The sequence below is a fragment of the Micromonospora sp. DT47 genome (assembly GCF_049844475.1).
Classification (GTDB): domain Bacteria; phylum Actinomycetota; class Actinomycetes; order Mycobacteriales; family Micromonosporaceae; genus Micromonospora.
This window is the reverse complement of record NZ_JBNCLC010000037.1, coordinates 1-15571: the sequence shown is the minus strand read 5'-3', so window position 1 is coordinate 15571 and position 15571 is coordinate 1. Positions and strand designations below refer to the sequence as shown.

The window sequence follows — 15571 nt, the reverse complement described above, 5'->3', positions numbered from 1 at the left end:
TCATCCCCGGAAGGAACCCTGTGTCTGACTACCTCGATGTCCTGCGACACCTCACCCACCAAGAGGGTTACGCCCTCGACGCGGACGAGCTGGACCACACCTGCGCACAGCATCCCGACTCCGTGTGCGCGCTGCTCTCGGCGGCGTACATCATCGCTGCCGCCGACGCGCAGATCACCGCGCTGACCGCCGCCGCGAACCTGCTCTGCACCGTTCACGCCGACGACAACGCCGACAGCGTCCCGTCCCTGCGGGAGCGTCTCGACCGCGTCGCTGACGCCCTCACCCGCGCCCTCGCCCGACGCGACAACGCCACCGCCCGCCTACGCCAAGAGTGCGCCGCCCTCACCAACCTGGACACCGGCTTCATCACCCGCCCCGACGCGAGCCCCCGGCCGGCTGACCGGACCGAGGACTCAGCCTCGCCGACGCACTGACCACAGCGGTACTGACGCCCGTCGGCACGAACCGACCTCTCTGCCGGCACCGACCTGCCCGCCGGCGACTCCCACGCCCCGCGTCCATCCCGGCTGCGGGGCGCCCGCACATCCACCCCACAGACAGCGACGAGGAGACCGTCACCGATGACCAGCGCCGAAATCCCACCCAGCCAGCCGACACTCGAAGCCGTCCTGCGCACCAGTTGGGAGGCCTTCCACCCCGGCCAGCAGGCGCCCCTGGGCTGGCTCACCCACACCACCACACAGGTCCTGTCCCACCTGCGGGGCACTCACACCAGCACTCCGCCCCCGCCGGACACCGCCCGGCACCCCGATGCGCTGGAGCGGTTCCATCGGCAGGTCCGTGAAGCGCTCGCGGACGCCGTCTGCCAGGAGCAGGTCAGCATCGACGTCGCGAACACGCTCCTGGACGTCCTCGACCTGCCGCTGCTGCCCCGCCGCTGGCAGGTCCGCCTCACCCTGCCCCTGCTCATCGACATCACCGCCACCACCCGCGAGGACGCCTTCACCCACGCGGAGAACACCATCGAAGCCGCGCTGGCCGATCTCCCCACCCAGATCGAGTGGGACGGGCAGGACGGCTACGAAGCCCTCGGCGGTGACCTTGACGCCGACGAACCACTGGTAGCCGAGGGTCGCAGCGCTACCCACACCTGAGGGTCGGCCCGCCGCCGTGCACGCGGGCCCGGTGCCGGCGCTGCACCGCCTCACCGACCTGGTGGCCATCCGCCAACGGTAAGTCCGGACTCCGCAAGATCACGCGCATTGGTAGGTCCGGAGTCCGCAGGGTTTGGCTGACTTGGCAGGAATCAGCGATCGGTCAGCCCGTGCTAGCCATCTGGCCCAAGCGCCAACCAGAGCGCCCGGTCACAGCGACGCGACCGCGTGATCTCCGGCAGGACGTCGCCGCGATGACTTGATCTATCCGCAAAGTCGAGCGTCACTCGTCGCGGTCGCCACCCCGGCGAACCCGACGGCGGACACCGTCCGCCGGCCGGGGTGGCGGCCACCCGAGCCGACCTCGCTACCGAAGGGGCAGTCGCCTGATGTCGCAGCCACACCGCCGCGCCGTACCCCGCACCGTCACCGACGTCCTGCTCTGGCTCCTCGCCGCCGACGTCGCCGCCGCCCACCTACCCGACCCCGACCGGCCCGACCGCTGCGCCAACCTGCGCTGCACCCGCGAGGCGTACCCGTGCCCGCCAGCGCGCGACGCCCAACGCGCCTGCCGGGCAGCGACGCGACCCACCCTGCTCGCCCGCGGCCGAGCGCAGGTCATCACACCGGTCGCTGCCACAGCCGCACGATTCGTCGGCTGGTTCCGATCCACCCGACCTAGTACGACGCCGAGCCACCTGCCCGCGCCACCGCCACCACACCACCGGCCGATCCCCTCGCCGCGGGCCGCCTGAACTGGCACGCACTCGGCGACCCCGGCCTCCCTGACACCGGCGACACCGCCGCCGCCGGCCCCCGCACCCTTCAAGAGGGCACATGAGTCTCCGCACCAGGATGCTCTCGGCCGTCAACCTCCGCCGGATGACCTACATCTTCCGCAGCAGGTTCGCCCAGCAGTATCTGCGGGCGTTTCTCGAGCCCCTGGGTCGCTCCGTTACGCGCGTACGACCGCACCGGCGAACCTGATTAGCGCCTACCAGGAAGCGTTCGGTTCGCTGGAGCGCCAGCCGGACGTCCTCGCCTACGCAGCGGCCCGTGTCGTGGCCGGAGTGGAACTCTGGCCGCGGAGCCCAGGCAGCCGCGACAACTCCCACAGCAAACGGCCCGGGCCGAAGCGAATGCTCCAGCCCGGGCCGTTTCGGTCAGGCGACCTGACGAGGCACCGCTGCCGAACTCGTTCTCGGCGCCAGCGACATCAGCTGCTGTCGCGGCCGCGATAACGGCTGACCAGGATGAGAACCATGGTGACGGAGCCCGCCAACCCAGCGAAGGTCAGCAACCAGAGCCCCGACCCGACGCTCACCTGTACAGCTGCGCTCATCGCCTTTCCGATGCCCAGGACATCGTCCTCCCCGGACATTTTCGCTCGCATTTCCGCTTCCGTCGCCTGCAGGTCAGCGATCTTCCATGCGCCTACACCAAGCAGCCCGAGGGCAGCGAGGACGGCAAGGACGGGCACGGCCATGGGAATGCGCTGGCCGCGCAAGCTCATCCCGGCGTAGACGACCAGCACCAGGCCGAGGCCCACCGTGATCCAACCGTCCGTTCCGTCGACGCCCGACACAGTGACCGTGCCAAGAATTGGTGCGCTCACTTTGCCCCACGGCATGAATGATCCGAGGACGGCGGCAATACCGGCTCCCAACACGGTCCATTCACGGATTGGTCGTGCGGCGGTGGGCACAGCCGCATCCGGGGCCTCGACGGGTTGGTCACCGGATGGCGGTTGGTTGGGTGACGGCGGTACGGGTGGGGTGGAAGGCTGCGCCACTAAAATTCCTCTGGATGTCGATGCCTTCTCACCTCTTGAGGTAGGCATGAGGACAGCAACCTAGAACAACGCTGGAGCAAGAACTAGCGGCCGTACGGGTGGTCAGGACTAAACGGAGATGTGGCCGGAGTGGCCGCGAGATGTGAAAGTCGATCCTTTTTGCGTTGGAAGGGCCGATAGGTTGCCAGGCCGGGGCGTCAGCGGCGCAGGCCGTCAGCGACGTGGCGAGCGTGCGGGCCGTTGACGGGCGGCGTGGCGGTGTCTGTGGGCGGCGGCCAGTGTCGGCGTGCGGTGCGTTCGGACCGGCCGATTCGCGCGGCGATGTCCGCCGGATGCAGATCGGGAGCCCGCCGGAACCAGTAAGCGACAGCGGCAGCGGTTTTCGACGGACACGTCGCCGCTGGCAGCAGGTGCAGGCGGTCTCGTCCCGTCGGCGGACAGCGGAACCCCGCTCGGCAATGCTGGCTCACCGTCGAACATCAGCGGCGCCACGTGCCATCAGGCCACGCCACCACCGCGGTGGTGCTGGCGCTGCCGCAGTCGATCGCCAGCCGCGCCTCCCCCGCTCGCATAGAAATCAGTCAAACACGAGGATCACCTTCACGTCACCCATGAATCACTCACCGCAAGCAGCATCGGCGCGTTATCCACAGGGGTGCGGAGGTTGTCCACAGCCTGTGTTCCGGCCCTGGCGCGCGACGGCCCGGGCGGCGAAGCCGGGGCAGGTCGGCGAGGCAATGCTCGGCTCCTGGCCACGCCACGTGAGGTGAAGCAGCGCCGGCCGCAGGGCACCGGCGGCCGGTCGGTCCAATCGAGGGTTCACTCGCGGGACCGGCTCAGCCGAACAGCACCTGCGGCCACCAGCGCTAACGCTCGTACGCCGAGTCCCATGCTCTCTGAATTAGTACCGTCAGGGGGTGGACGTGCTGCTGCGCGGCGGGCCAGGTGACGGCCAGGTGGTTCCCGGTGGCGGGGAGACCGTGGTGTGGCAGGCCTGTCTGTACGAGATCACGTCCGAGGTCGGCCGCCAGCGCGGACGCGACTTGCGGGTGTACCGACACCCCCGACTGCTGTGAGGCGTACGGCCGTGGCTCGGAAGACCGGTGCGAATGACGCGTCAGCCGAGTGGGTGTTCCAGCTTCTGAGAGAGCAGTCGCGGCGCCCGATGTTCGGCATGTTCGGCACCGCGATGCCCTGCGCTGGGCGGCGATGGCGCTCGACCAATCCGGGCGATCGTTCCCGCCATCGCGGGGGGTCCCGCAGCATGATCCTTTACACCTCAGCCAGACTGAGGCCGTGAATGAGCCGACGCAATCACTTCCGGCGTATCACTTCGCAAGCGATGTGGATGGCGTGCGTCACCTGATCGTCGACGACAGCGACGACAGTGACTGCACCGGGTGGCACATCGACGTGAGAGAGCCCGGCGGGAAGCGCCACGTCCCGTTCCAGCGGTCCGTCGCGTTCGGAGACGGTCCCGATGTCAACCTGCTCGGCTACGGTCCTGCTCGGAAAGCATGGATGGCCGCAATCGGCTGGGCGGCCGTATCGGCAGAGATCTGCCTGCCTGACGAGTCGCGTCATCCGGTGCGCGGGTTCGCTCTCTGACACCGGGCCCCGACGCGGACGGCTTGTACGGATGGCGCATTGGCCGTAACGCCTTCAGCCACCTCACCGGCCGGAGCTGCTTGTAGCGCCTCACTCGACGTACCGCGACGAGGCAGACCAATGTAACGGCGATGTCGGGCGCATCGCCGTTGATGTTGGGAGGCTGGGGCAACTGCCTTCCCAGCCCGGGCGGCGATCCCCACCCCCACGACGGAAAACCGCCCGGGCACCGACACTCGCATGGAGGCAGCATGAGTCAACCCAGGCCGCAACCTGCGCCCCCCGCATGGACACCCCGCCGCGCCGGCGCCGCATCGGCACCAGCGCCCGACTGGAACCTGCCACACCAGCCCTCCCCGTACGAGCCGCAGCACACCCGCCAATGGTCGTCCTACGCCCTGTTCAGCGGTATCACCCTGCTCATCGGCTTCCTCGCCGTGGTGGTCGTCGCCCTCAGCAGATAGCAAGCAGTTACCGACGCCCTGACCAGGCACGACATCGCCCGCTCGTTGTCGCGAGGCCGGTTGGCTGCCTGCACGCACACCGGGTGGAGCCGTGCCTCACCGGCTTGCCACAGTCGTCCTCATGCTGTCGCGCGGGTGGGAGGTTCTCAGGTTGAACAAGGTCCAGGAGCGGCCCCAAGTGGCCTTCGCGCACTTCGTGCGGCAAGCGGTGGATGACGCCCGCGAGCAACACGGGTGGACAATCAGCGACGTGGCCGCTCACACCGGTGTCGGACGCTCGACAGTGTTTCGCTGGCTGGCCGGCGACTGGCAGGACTACCCGGAACTGGCCAAGGTACGTGGCTTCTGCGCCGCCCTCGGCCTCTCCGTCGCGGAGGCTCTGCGGCCTCTCGGCTGGCCCAACGGCAATCCTGCGCGGCGCCGTCTCCTGATCGACGAGCCGTCGGTCGAAGCCGACCTGCAGGTGATCCTCACACGGCTGACCGACCCTACGCTCGCGGCGGAAGAAAAGCACCACATCCGAGAACTACTGCGCTACCTTGCCCGCCGGCCGGCACGACAGGCCGATCAATTATTTGGTTAAAGAAACGACGGTCCAGCGCGGAGATATCGCAGGAAGAAGTGGCCAGACGCCCCGAATGGCGAGCGGAAGCACGTGGCACCGGTTGACTGGCAGACCTGAGTGGGTGTGACCAGCCACGAGGAGAGTTGTTCAGATTTCGCTACGATGCCGGAAGAAATCACGGCATTGGCACCTTCGGCGGTCGGCCGAGGTGGTCGAAATTCGGACGTATCCACCTCCTTGGGACTGAACTGCCGAGCGGTTGACGAGTCGTCAGCACGTGGGGGTTTCCTGCTGTCCGATTGCCCACAGGACACGTCCCGCTGATGGGCCCCTTTTACTGTCCGGCGGTGAGGATGTCGTAGGCGCCGGCCACGCGCATCTGCCGGGCCACGAATGCGCTGGGCTGGCGCACCACGAAGGAGGTGCCGAGCCCCCGTGCGGTGCGGTACGCGCCAAGGAGAGTGGTCAGACCCGTCGAGTCGAGGAAGGTCACGTGCAGCAGGTCGACCACAAGCCGCGGCGGACGACGTCGGGTGACCTCGCCCACAAGGACACGGAGCAGTTCATCGCAGACGGACACGTCGATTTCACCGCGGACGCTGACGACAGTCGCACCGTCCGCCGGAAAAGACGTACTGATGGTGATGTTACCCATGAGTCGGGTGCTCTTTCGCCTGAAAGCGGGCCGTTGACCCACTCTGTTTCCACACACCATAGCCTCTGTTGAGCGGCCGGGGAAAGCGAGACATGATCCATCACCCGCCCGTCGCGAAACGTGGAACAGCTATATCTGCGGTCGTGCCGTTTTTGGATAGCGGTGTTCGAATGCTGGGCGGGTCAGTAAGCGCCGCTTAGGATAAATGGCGACGCGCAGACGGCGAGCAGTGGGCCAAGAAGCGGGCCAAGCGAGTCCGATCGCAATTCTGATCGCGGCTGATCGGGCGTCAGTGTCCCGTGATCGGACCAAGGACCGCTGGCAGGCGGCCGCGAAAGGCTAGGGCTCTTGTTCCACCGGCAGCCAGTTGTGGAACTGGTTACCGGGTGTCGGATGTCAGGGCGTTCAAGACCCCCGTGACAGCGAGGACCCGGCGCACCTGGGTGTCAGGATTGACCACAGCGAAACGGCAGCCGGCGGTCCTCGCCAGCTTGTGGGATTTGACGAGAGCGGTGATGACCGTGGAGTCGATGAATGTCACTCGGGCGACGTCGACGTTCACCGCGCTGGCGGTGTTAACCGCCTGCTGCAGCAGTGTGTGCAGCTCCGCGGCGCCGTTGATGTCGATCTCACCGGACAACACGATGGTCTTCGTGTCACCCTCAGCACGGACCTCATGCTGCCAGGTCGGCTCTGGATTCACGCCCGATTCACCCTTCACCCGCGGATGCCACCCTATCGCTTCCGCGCCTTGACCTGTCCACGGCGACCTGGGTTCGGTGCGGGATCAGACACGCACTCACCGAGGCGGTCGCCCCTCCGGCCCCTCGAGTCAAGATCGGCGCACGAGTTAGGCCCGTCGCGCGCACACCAGAACGTGCGGTCATGCTCGACGGGGACCCGGTGCTGCCTGCTCGGCGTCGATCTCATCGTTGGTGGTCGCCCGCGGGGCCGCCGGGCTCGCCGTTCTGGGGTGCGCTGGGTGGCGGGGAGATCTCCTGGCCGCTGGTCGGCTGTAGGCACACGGTCACGGTGGCGGCCACGCCGTTGAGGCGGCGGGTGAGGACGAGGCCGTCGGTCAACTTCGTGTGCGAGCCACAGTCCGCGTCCGCCAGCCACGTCGACCGCGGACAGTCGTACCGGCAGGCTGCCAGCCGCCGGGCCCTGGTCGGTGATCTCGCAGATCAGGACGTCGTCCTGGCGGTGCAGGTCGAGGTGCCCGTGGCCGCCGCCGTGGCGCACCGCGTTGGTGGCCAGTTCATGCACGGCGAGCACGAAGTCGTAGCCGGTGTCCCCGGTCAGTCCCGCCGCGGCCACCTGCGCGTGCAGGGCATGTCGGAGCGCGGTGACCGTCGCGGTGGTGAACTCCTGCGACAGCAGCGGCACGACCGCGGGGACGAGCGCCGGCACCGGATAACCCGGGTCGGATGCCCCAATGTCGTCGGTCACGCCCGCAGGCTACCCACATCTGACATTTCCGCACCCCTTGCCCGTAGGCAACTGGTACCCGGTGCGCACCGATGGGGCCGGACCAGTTTCCGGTCGGATCCCGCCCCATCGGCGTCGTTGCTACGTCGCGATCAGCGGTAGCGAACGCTGCTGTGTTCGGGAACGCCATGGTGGTCTGCGTGACATGGAGCCGGCTACCTGCCATCGGCGGTGCTGATCGTGGAGGCGTTAGCCGCGTTCGCATACCAGGCCGTCGGCGTTCCGATCGCGGTACCAGGTGTATTCCGGGTCGATGCCCCTGCGGTACGGGCCGTAGCCGGCTGCGTTCGCCTCCTTGCAGGTGCCGAACCGAGGGTCCGTCATCGGCACCGGTGGTGGCTTTGGCCTGCTGCTGGTCGGGGCAGGTCGTGGACTGCTGGTGCGCGTGGCCGTCGGCTTGACGGTGGCCTTCGTCGCCGCGGGCGTGGGTTTGACGGTGTTCTCCGCCCGAGGAGGATCCGGTGCGGTCGCTTCCACCATGGAAGGGGTCGGACGGGCATCGGGTTCAACGAAGCGATTGCCTGGCGTGGTGTTACTGGCACTGGGCTGCGCCGTGTTGGAGTCGTTGTCCGCTGCGTTTATCACGGCGCCGCCGCAGCACAGCCCGACGAGGGCGGCGGCGGCGATCAGCCATGGCAGCGCCTTCCTCTTGGCGGGAGCGGGAGGCGCGGGGTACATCGGCAAGACTGCGGTCTCGTCGAGCGCCTCGTGCGGGCGGCCGGGGGACGGCGTAGGTGTCGTCATCGGGGCTGCTCCTGACAGTGGGGAGGCCGTTCGGTTTCCGCACAGGACCGGTCCGGGGCGAGGGTGTTAGGCGAAGACCGAGGAACAGCCCCGGCCCGACCTGGTCACTCTGCTCTGGGGCGGCCGGACGCGTTAGCCATGGTCTGGGGCCAGTGCCGCAGCTTAGGCACCTGCGGCCACCGTGCGCCAGAGCTTCCGCGATGGCCCGGCAATGCGTCCGGCATGCGGCGGGGCGACGTGACGCCGGGTGGTGGCTGCCGGGCATGCGGCAGCCACCATCCGACAGGCGGCGCGGACAGCTTCCGGAGAAGACTGTTGGGCCGCGCCCCTACATCACTTCGTGTCCGTCGCGGTGAGGGTGAACGGCACCGCGGCGCCCAGCCACAGCTGGGTCAGGACGTAGCGGGCTCCGCTCGGGATCGTGCCCGACTCGTCGGCGGCCGACGACGCCGCGGAGCCGAGCAGGGTGCACGAGTCGTCGTAGAAGTACAGGTCGAAGTCGTAGGGGGTGGCGGTGTCACTGCGTACCTGCGCCTCGTGGGCTCCGTCGCCGAAGCTGTCCGGCAGCTTGGTGACCCAACCGTCCGCGCCCTGAGCCGGCGCGGCCGGCACCGCACAGGTGGTCTTGAAGGCGGTGGCGGTGACACCGGTGGCGTCGTCGGCCGTGCCGGTGGACGGGTTGCCCGCGACGATCACCCCGGTGTCGGTCACCGGCGCGTCCGGCGGGGACGGCGGCAGCGGCTCGACCCCGGTGGCGGTCTGCGAGAAGACCTGCAGTTCGGCGGCCTGCACGGCGGTTTTCGTCTCGCCGAGCCCCGTGTCGGTCCAGAACCGCACGTACTGCGCCTGTGCCGGCTTCGCCAGAGTGAACTGCTTGTAGTGCAGGTCCGGTGCGGTGGGGCGCGGCGTCTGGTAGCCGAACGCGTCCGGCTTGGTCATTACGGTCTGCCAGTTGGCCCCGTCGGTGGAGGTCTGCAGGGTGAACCCGCGCAGCCCCTCGAATCGGGAGGTGGTGAAGGCGCTGACCTGGACCGACGAGATCTGCGCAGGGGCGGCCAGTTTGATCACGGCGTTGCCGGTCTCCCGGCCGGCTTTCCAGCTGCTCGCCTCGGTGTCGTCGATCAGCCGTCCGGCGCCGGTCGCCGTGGCCGAGACAACGGTGGCGCCGTTGGCGGCAGACGCCAGGTTGGGCGCCAAGGCGAACCGCAACGCGGAGGTATTACCGGCGGTGACCTTCACACCAGAGAAGGTTCGGGCACCGAACCCGTCGGCCGCGATGGTCACCGGGTAGGTGCCGGCGGTGACAGGGGCGGAGAACCCGCCGTCCGCGGACGAGGTCCGCAGCGGGGTGACCCTGGCTTCGAAGACGCCGAGGATGATGCGGGCGCCGGAGATCGGCTTGCCGGTCGCGGAGTTCACGACGGTGCCGGTCAGGGTGCCGTTGCGGGCCGGGTTGACGTGCTCATACGACGGGGTGGGGTCGGTGTCGTCGCCGTCGTCGGTGGCGGCGTGCAGGCCCAGGCCCCGCTTGGCGAAGGCGCCGTAGACCGCGTCCACCAGCGCGGCGTAGTCGGACCTGCCGTGGTAGCGGTTGTCCAGGGCGGTGCGGATCGCGTCGCGCATGTCGATGAACGACGGGTCCGCCGGGGACAGCGGCATCGCGCCGGTGACCAGCCGCGCGGCGATCTCACCACCGGCCGCCTCGCCGTAGCGGGCGACGAGGGCCTTGCGCATGTCCCACAGGGTGGCCGTCCAGATCTCCCCGTCGGAGTGGACCTCGGCGCCGCCGAGGTCGTATCCGATGTCACCGAAGCCGGTGGGGTTCTTGTCGTAGCTCCAGTTCCGGATACCGCGCTCGGTGTTGCCGGTGACGTGCTGGCCTACCACGGCGGTGGTGGCGAGCTTCTTGCCGTAGAGGTAGTTCAGCGCGTACCAGTCGCCCCAGCCCTCGCCCATGGAACCGGACTGGTGGGTGTTGAGGGCGTTGTCCTCACCGCTGACGTAGCGGTTGGACAGGCCGTGTGCGTACTCGTGCTCGATGACGGAGGCGTCGAAGTTGCCGTCCGAGTACGGGCCCTCGAAGGTGTCGTTGATCGGCTCCCACAGGAACATGCCGCTCCAGGCCGGGATGCCGTCGGGCAGAGTGAGCATGTAGGCGTTGTCCCGGCCGGTGTAGGTGGGTGCGCCGCCGCTGGCCGCGCCGGCGTGCACCAGCCCGAGGACCGGGTCGCCGCCCTGGCCGCCATTGGCGCCGTTGCTCACCTGGAAGTTGCCCCCGGACTCGGTGAAGCCCAGCGCCCGGAACTCGTCGTGGATGCGGTTGTGGTGCCAGAACAGGTTGGTCGCCGCCGGGTCGAGATCCAGGGCGTAGCTCGGCGGTACCGCCTGGCCCTTGCTGCGCGCCCAGTTGGCGGAGTAGGTGTAGTTGAACTGGGCGGTCGGGCTCACCGGCCGCGGTCCCTGGTCGGCGGGGACCAGGAAGTTGGAGTAGTTGGCGTACGTGTTGGCGTTGTTGCCGAAGGTCGTCGGCCCGGCGATGCCCGCCAACCCGGTCGGGTCGACGTAACCCGACGGCGACTGGGCGTTCGGCCCGAACGACTTGATGACGGGTGCCCCGCCGGCCGGCGCGCCCGGGTAGTTCTCGAAGACGGTGCCTTCGGCGTCGCGCGCCACCAGGGACGCCTGGTACAGCGTCTCCCCGGTGGACGCGTCGACGACCGTGTCCCACGCCTGATCCAGGCCCTTGATGAACAGCACCCGGTAGGCCGGCCGAGCGCCGTCACGTGTCGGGAAGGCCGCCTTCTGCATGTAGGACTCGCCGGCGAAGGGGCCCTTGGCGAAGACCTGGAAGCCGGCCCGGTCACCCGTCGGCTGCGGCGTGTAGGTCACCCCGGGGGCGAGCTTGCCGACCACGCCCTTCAGCACCTGCCCGGCGGACAGCTCGTGCCCGGCGGTGAGCCCACCACCGCGCGCCGAGTTGCCGGCGTAGGAGAGGACCTTCCCGTCGCTGGTCACGGCCACGCCGAGACGCCCCCCGCGCACCGCCGGCAAGCCGCCGTACGTCTGCGCGAAGTTCACCACGTGCGTGCCGGTGCCGACCAGTTCGTGATCCCGCACTACCGTCAGCGACGCGACGTCCGCCGCGGTGAGGCCGAACGCGTCACGATTGGCGTCGATGAAGGACCGGGCCACGGCGGTCGCGTTCCCCGAGTGCGGGCCGGTGAGCCAGCCTCCGTCCTTGCGGATCGTTCGAGGCGTGCCGAACCGGCCGTCCCAGCTGACCCGCGTGCCGGCGCCTGCGGCTGCGACGACCTGCCGCACTGCAGAAAGCTGAGCGTCGGTCGGTCGCACTGACTCCGACGTCCAGCGGACATCGATCCGCTCGATGCCCGTCGACCCGACATCGACAACGGCCGAAGCGGCGGATGGACTGAGTGTCAAGACCAGGGCGAAGGCCGCCCCGACGGCCAGTGGTGGACGGATACGCATGGAGGCTCCCTCTGGGGGTTGGATCATGCCTGCGTCGTGCCGGAGGTGTTAGCTCCTCGCAATGGACATCGACGTCCACAGCTGAAGCGCAACATCCATCGACCAAGCACCAGCTCGCCGCGGATCACCACCACGTCCCAGGAGTCAGACATGCGCGGCACCCTCTTGCCGTCTCGGCGACCGGTGCGAACCGGTCCGACAGGTACCGGTTAATGATTGGGCGTATCGGCCGTGGCTGCCGGAGCCGGGCGTGTGGCTGCAGTTGCACCGGACGGGCTGGTCCGGTCAGCGGCGGGCTCACGAGCCTTGAGGTGGCCGCCCCGGTGCCGTTCACTACGGCACGGTGGTCTTGGTCTCGGCGTCCTGTCGGACGGGCAGCACGAGGCGGGCGGCGGAGAGGTTCAGTGTCGCCGTCACCGCGGCGTTCGGTGCCCGGTAGGTCGGCTGGTCGACCTGAGCCAGGTCGAGTCGGATCCGGTGACCGGCAGCGAACGTCCAGTGGTTGCCGTCTAGCGGCACCTGGACAACCCCGCTGTGGGCGTCGTACCCGGTGAAGTCGAACCGGTAGACACCCCGGGTTACCAGCACGGCGGTGCCGTTGGCGCGAGACGTCCCATACCCGCGCGGTCAACACGGCGGCAGCCGAGCCCGCCGTCGCGGCGTACCGGGCCTGAACGTGGCCGATGCCGACGAAGGTCTGCTCTGCGGGCAGCGGCCCCGACAGCGATGTGTACCCGCCGTCGGTAGGGGTGGTGAGTCGTGCCGACATACGGACCCCGCACCAAAGCGCTGCGGCTGCTGCGCCGCCGATTGTCCGACCGGGTCTTCACCGCCCTCATCGCCGACGAACACCTCGCATCCCAGCCCGCCGGCGCCGCCGCCGCAACATTGCCGTCGACCACGCCGAGAACCCTGATGGCGGTGGCGGCTTGACATAGGAACATCGCCGAGCTCGACCGGCCACAGCCATGCTCGTGAGGTTCATCGACGAGCACAAGCAGGTGTTCGGCGTCGAGCCGATCTGCCGCGCGTTGCGCGAGCACGGCTGGCAGATCGCGGCCAGCACCTACTGGCCGCCTGCTGGCGCACGCCTTCGACCCGCTCGCGCCGTGACGCCTGGCTCGCTCGCGAGATTCGGCGGGTGCACGCGGCGAACCACCATGGCGAGACTCAGCATCGTGACGATTGCCGTCAATGGAGCCTGATCCGAGGTGACCATGACCGGCGGTGAGGGCCGCGCATGCTCGTGCGCGGCGATCACCTGGTCAAGCTGAGCCACCACGGCCGGCCGCTCGCCGATGTCGTCGGCGAAAGCCAAGGTTACGTGGAACCGGAATCCGTCGGCGGCGGCCGGCGGCAGGAGCAGTCCCGAGATGCTTTTCTCGTCGACCGTGTGCATCAGGGTGAACGATGCCCGCCGATCGTGCGCCACCCCGCTCAGCCGCGCGTACATCCACTCGCGTACCCCATCGTGGCCGAGGAAGACCACGGCGCGGTCTGTCACCACCACCATTCCCGCGTCAACCACGTGGAGCCCGTCTGCGAGCACCGGGCTCAGCGTCGTATCGGGCGTGGCCAGGACCGCCCGTTCGGGCCGGGGCAGGCCGGCGATGTGGCGCCCCTCCGCCTCGATGAGCTCGGCAGCGGGCAGCACGGTGTAGACGACCTCACCGGGGAAGAACTCCAGGGAGAGACCGACGGCTGCATCCGCCGACCCCCTGAACTCAGACGCCGCCGCTCGCAGCCGTCGCAGCTTGGTGTCCCGCTGCTGCCACGCCCCTAGCGCGGCGTCGTACGCCCGCTGGTACTGCTCGTTGTTCCGGTCGGCCCACCGCTCACGCCATCCGCGCAAGCCGATCGGCTGTGTCTTCCACACCCCCGGTCGCCTCCTGTGAAGATGGCTCTTCCTTCGGCGTCACACCTTGTACAACCCACCTACCACCTCACGGGACACGGCTTCGCCATCAATGCGCCCGGATTAGCCCGGTAAACGCTGGGACGGCGGGGTTCAGCCTTGCCCTGCCGGCTGCTGAGGTGCCCGGTGCGCCGACCCCTGGGGCCCAGCAACCGGCACCGGATCGCCGCGGATCAATCTTCTCCTATCGGAAACACTGGCAGGTATCGATCCCGCACGTTGCCCGGACCGAACGTGGGCGGTTGTACCGGGTGTGACGGCGAAATTGCGGCGATCATCATGATCCGGGCGGAGGAGCGCCCCCGATGGCGGATCGCGTGGGCCCAACGCGAGAACGACCGGCGGCGGCGCGCGTACGACACCGAGGCCGAGGCCTGGCACCGACGAAATGACCAGCTGATCCGGCTGCAGATCGAGGCGGCCGAGTTCCTCGGGTGCACGCAGCCGCGTACCGGCCTGCCGGTGGACCTCGACGACGACGAGGTGGTCTACCGGGTGCTGCCGGCCGCGGAGCTGGTCGAGGCGGAGGGGCGGCACATCGTCGGGCTACCCACGCCGGGGCTGACCGCCGCCGCGGCCAGCGTCGGCGCACCCGGCCGCGCGCTGCCGAGGGGCCTCCGGGTCGTCGACGCCGGCATGGCCGTCGTGACCAACCATCGGGTGGCCTTCTCGGGGCGCGAGACACGGCGCGAGTGGTCATACGCGGACATGGTGGGGCCCGCGCATCACCCCGACGTCCCGCTCACCCTGCTGCACACCACCGACGGGAGTCGGCTCGCCGGGCTGCGGGTGCCGGCCGGCACCTCCGTGAACTTCCGTTTCTACCTCACCCTCGCATTCGCCGCCGCCACCGGGGAACGCGCCGCCGTCGCCGCGCAGATCGACGCGCTGCTGGACGCCCACCACAACACGCGGCCGCTGCCACCGCCACCGGCCCAGCCAGACCACGCCCGGCTGACCCCGCTGCGTCCCGATCGCCTAGCAGCCGCCGCCGCAGCCCTCCTCGCATTCGCGTGCGCGACGTTGACTGTCGCAACGTCCAAATCGGAGCAGGACGGCCTGCCGTACCGGGCGGGCCTTGCGGCGCCCGGCACCGCCACCACCGGCGCTCCGAACGCAATGCGCAACACCACCCCGAGCACCCCCTCCAAGCTGGCGGCACCGGACAGCGGTACAGCCGCGCCGCTGCCCGCCCCGACGGCAACTCGGCCTACGGGCGGCGCGCCGGGAGTAGACGGACCGATCCGGCGCCAAGGCACCGCGCACCGGGGCTCCTCCCCCGCACCAGCGGTCGCAGCCGCTGGTCCGGCTGCCCACCCGGCCGCGACCACCGGTCCTGTGTCGACCACTACGCCGTCCCCGGCCAACGGTCCGGCCCCGACCACCGCACCACCCTCGGCCAAGGCGCCCGTCGTCAGCCTCTGCCTGGACCCCCTACAGCTACCAATAGCGGAGCGGCCCCTATGTCCACCAAGCAGCCCCTGAATTGGGCAACTACTTCGCCTGCATCGCCTATCCCTTGTCCCCGTCCCTGCCCGGCACATGACACCGCGCTACCAGCCTGGATTCCAGCAGGTTCGCCGCCGTGCAGCGGCCCGGGAAGGTTCGCCAACCGAGAGCAGCAGGCAAACCGCCGCCCTGGAATGGACCGTCCTTAGAGGTCGCGCAATTAGGCGGGTTCATGGTCGGCGGGTGGAGCGGGTGTCCCAGCGGTAGAGGGTCCAGGCCTGGCG

The 15571-nt window shown here is 69.2% G+C and carries 16 protein-coding genes and 1 pseudogene; 9 read left to right on the top strand and 8 right to left on the bottom strand.

Features of this window, described 5'->3' with window-relative positions; all coding sequences use genetic code 11:
* The first annotated feature begins 20 nt into the window (after positions 1–20).
* The 3 genes from ACLQ2U_RS30545 (at position 21) to ACLQ2U_RS30535 (ending at position 1873) form a co-directional block, all read left to right on the top strand.
* On the top strand, positions 21–437 hold the full coding sequence (locus tag ACLQ2U_RS30545) for a hypothetical protein (RefSeq protein ID WP_425754358.1): 417 nt from the start codon (positions 21–23) through the stop codon (positions 435–437).
* Positions 438–584: 147 nt separating this feature from the next.
* Positions 585–1118, top strand: coding sequence for a hypothetical protein (locus tag ACLQ2U_RS30540; RefSeq protein ID WP_425754357.1), 534 nt, complete (start codon positions 585–587; stop codon positions 1116–1118).
* A gap of 389 nt (positions 1119–1507) precedes the next feature.
* On the top strand, positions 1508–1873 hold the full coding sequence (locus ACLQ2U_RS30535; protein ID WP_425754356.1) for a hypothetical protein: 366 nt from the start codon (positions 1508–1510) through the stop codon (positions 1871–1873).
* Between the two features lie 461 nt (positions 1874–2334).
* On the opposite strand, the gene ACLQ2U_RS30530 is transcribed toward ACLQ2U_RS30535, so the two are convergent.
* Positions 2335–2823 (bottom strand): hypothetical protein, encoded by a 489-nt coding sequence (locus ACLQ2U_RS30530; RefSeq protein WP_425754355.1) that lies wholly within the window; start codon positions 2821–2823, stop codon positions 2335–2337.
* Positions 2824–3827: 1004 nt separating this feature from the next.
* Here ACLQ2U_RS30530 and ACLQ2U_RS30525 point away from each other — a divergent pair.
* The 4 genes and pseudogenes from ACLQ2U_RS30525 (at position 3828) to ACLQ2U_RS30510 (ending at position 5565) form a co-directional block, all read left to right on the top strand.
* Positions 3828–4023: pseudogene (locus ACLQ2U_RS30525) on the top strand (hypothetical protein).
* Positions 4024–4206: 183 nt separating this feature from the next.
* Positions 4207–4518 carry a hypothetical protein gene (locus tag ACLQ2U_RS30520; protein WP_425754354.1) on the top strand — a complete coding sequence of 104 codons (312 nt, stop codon included), beginning with the start codon at positions 4207–4209 and terminating at the stop codon, positions 4516–4518.
* Positions 4519–4769: 251 nt separating this feature from the next.
* Complete coding sequence (locus ACLQ2U_RS30515; RefSeq protein WP_425754353.1) at positions 4770–4982, top strand: hypothetical protein; 213 nt, start codon at positions 4770–4772, stop codon at positions 4980–4982.
* A 151-nt stretch (positions 4983–5133) separates the two neighbouring features.
* The gene (locus tag ACLQ2U_RS30510; RefSeq protein ID WP_425754352.1) at positions 5134–5565 is read left to right on the top strand and encodes a helix-turn-helix domain-containing protein; all 432 of its coding nucleotides are present in this window, start codon (positions 5134–5136) and stop codon (positions 5563–5565) included.
* Between the two features lie 316 nt (positions 5566–5881).
* On the opposite strand, the gene ACLQ2U_RS30505 is transcribed toward ACLQ2U_RS30510, so the two are convergent.
* From ACLQ2U_RS30505 to ACLQ2U_RS30480, 6 genes are all read right to left on the bottom strand, one after another.
* On the bottom strand, positions 5882–6202 hold the full coding sequence (locus tag ACLQ2U_RS30505; RefSeq protein WP_425754351.1) for an STAS domain-containing protein: 321 nt from the start codon (positions 6200–6202) through the stop codon (positions 5882–5884).
* Between the two features lie 379 nt (positions 6203–6581).
* Positions 6582–6923 carry an STAS domain-containing protein gene (locus ACLQ2U_RS30500; RefSeq protein WP_425754350.1) on the bottom strand — a complete coding sequence of 114 codons (342 nt, stop codon included), beginning with the start codon at positions 6921–6923 and terminating at the stop codon, positions 6582–6584.
* Between the two features lie 14 nt (positions 6924–6937).
* A complete protein-coding gene (locus ACLQ2U_RS30495) occupies positions 6938–7519 on the bottom strand; it encodes an ATP-binding protein (protein WP_425754370.1) in 582 nt (193 codons plus the stop codon).
* A 360-nt stretch (positions 7520–7879) separates the two neighbouring features.
* On the bottom strand, positions 7880–8434 hold the full coding sequence (locus tag ACLQ2U_RS30490) for an excalibur calcium-binding domain-containing protein (protein ID WP_425754349.1): 555 nt from the start codon (positions 8432–8434) through the stop codon (positions 7880–7882).
* Positions 8435–8767: 333 nt separating this feature from the next.
* Complete coding sequence (locus tag ACLQ2U_RS30485) at positions 8768–11755, bottom strand: M36 family metallopeptidase (protein WP_425754348.1); 2988 nt, start codon at positions 11753–11755, stop codon at positions 8768–8770.
* A 501-nt stretch (positions 11756–12256) separates the two neighbouring features.
* Positions 12257–12511, bottom strand: a complete 255-nt coding sequence (locus ACLQ2U_RS30480; RefSeq protein ID WP_425754347.1) for a hypothetical protein — start codon at positions 12509–12511, stop codon at positions 12257–12259.
* Positions 12512–12682: 171 nt separating this feature from the next.
* Between ACLQ2U_RS30480 and ACLQ2U_RS30475 the strand changes: the two genes are divergently transcribed.
* Positions 12683–12856 carry a hypothetical protein gene (locus tag ACLQ2U_RS30475; protein WP_425754346.1) on the top strand — a complete coding sequence of 58 codons (174 nt, stop codon included), beginning with the start codon at positions 12683–12685 and terminating at the stop codon, positions 12854–12856.
* A gap of 133 nt (positions 12857–12989) precedes the next feature.
* Here ACLQ2U_RS30475 and ACLQ2U_RS30470 read toward each other — a convergent pair whose 3' ends face one another.
* Positions 12990–13799 carry a hypothetical protein gene (locus ACLQ2U_RS30470; protein WP_425754345.1) on the bottom strand — a complete coding sequence of 270 codons (810 nt, stop codon included), beginning with the start codon at positions 13797–13799 and terminating at the stop codon, positions 12990–12992.
* Between the two features lie 318 nt (positions 13800–14117).
* Between ACLQ2U_RS30470 and ACLQ2U_RS30465 the strand changes: the two genes are divergently transcribed.
* Complete coding sequence (locus tag ACLQ2U_RS30465; RefSeq protein WP_425754344.1) at positions 14118–15323, top strand: hypothetical protein; 1206 nt, start codon at positions 14118–14120, stop codon at positions 15321–15323.
* Positions 15324–15571 lie beyond the last annotated feature (248 nt).

Bases quoted from the DNA above. Each gene is read 5' to 3' on its own strand.
- ACLQ2U_RS30505 (WP_425754351.1), bottom strand. From the start codon at position 6,202: ATGGGTAACATCACCATCAGTACGTCTTTTCCGGCGGACGGTGCGACT.
- ACLQ2U_RS30465 (WP_425754344.1), top strand. From the start codon at position 14,118: ATGATCCGGGCGGAGGAGCGCCCCCGATGGCGGATCGCGTGGGCCCAA.
- ACLQ2U_RS30515 (WP_425754353.1), top strand. From the start codon at position 4,770: ATGAGTCAACCCAGGCCGCAACCTGCGCCCCCCGCATGGACACCCCGC.
- ACLQ2U_RS30535 (WP_425754356.1), top strand. From the start codon at position 1,508: ATGTCGCAGCCACACCGCCGCGCCGTACCCCGCACCGTCACCGACGTC.
- ACLQ2U_RS30540 (WP_425754357.1), top strand. From the start codon at position 585: ATGACCAGCGCCGAAATCCCACCCAGCCAGCCGACACTCGAAGCCGTC.
- ACLQ2U_RS30490 (WP_425754349.1), bottom strand. From the start codon at position 8,434: ATGACGACACCTACGCCGTCCCCCGGCCGCCCGCACGAGGCGCTCGAC.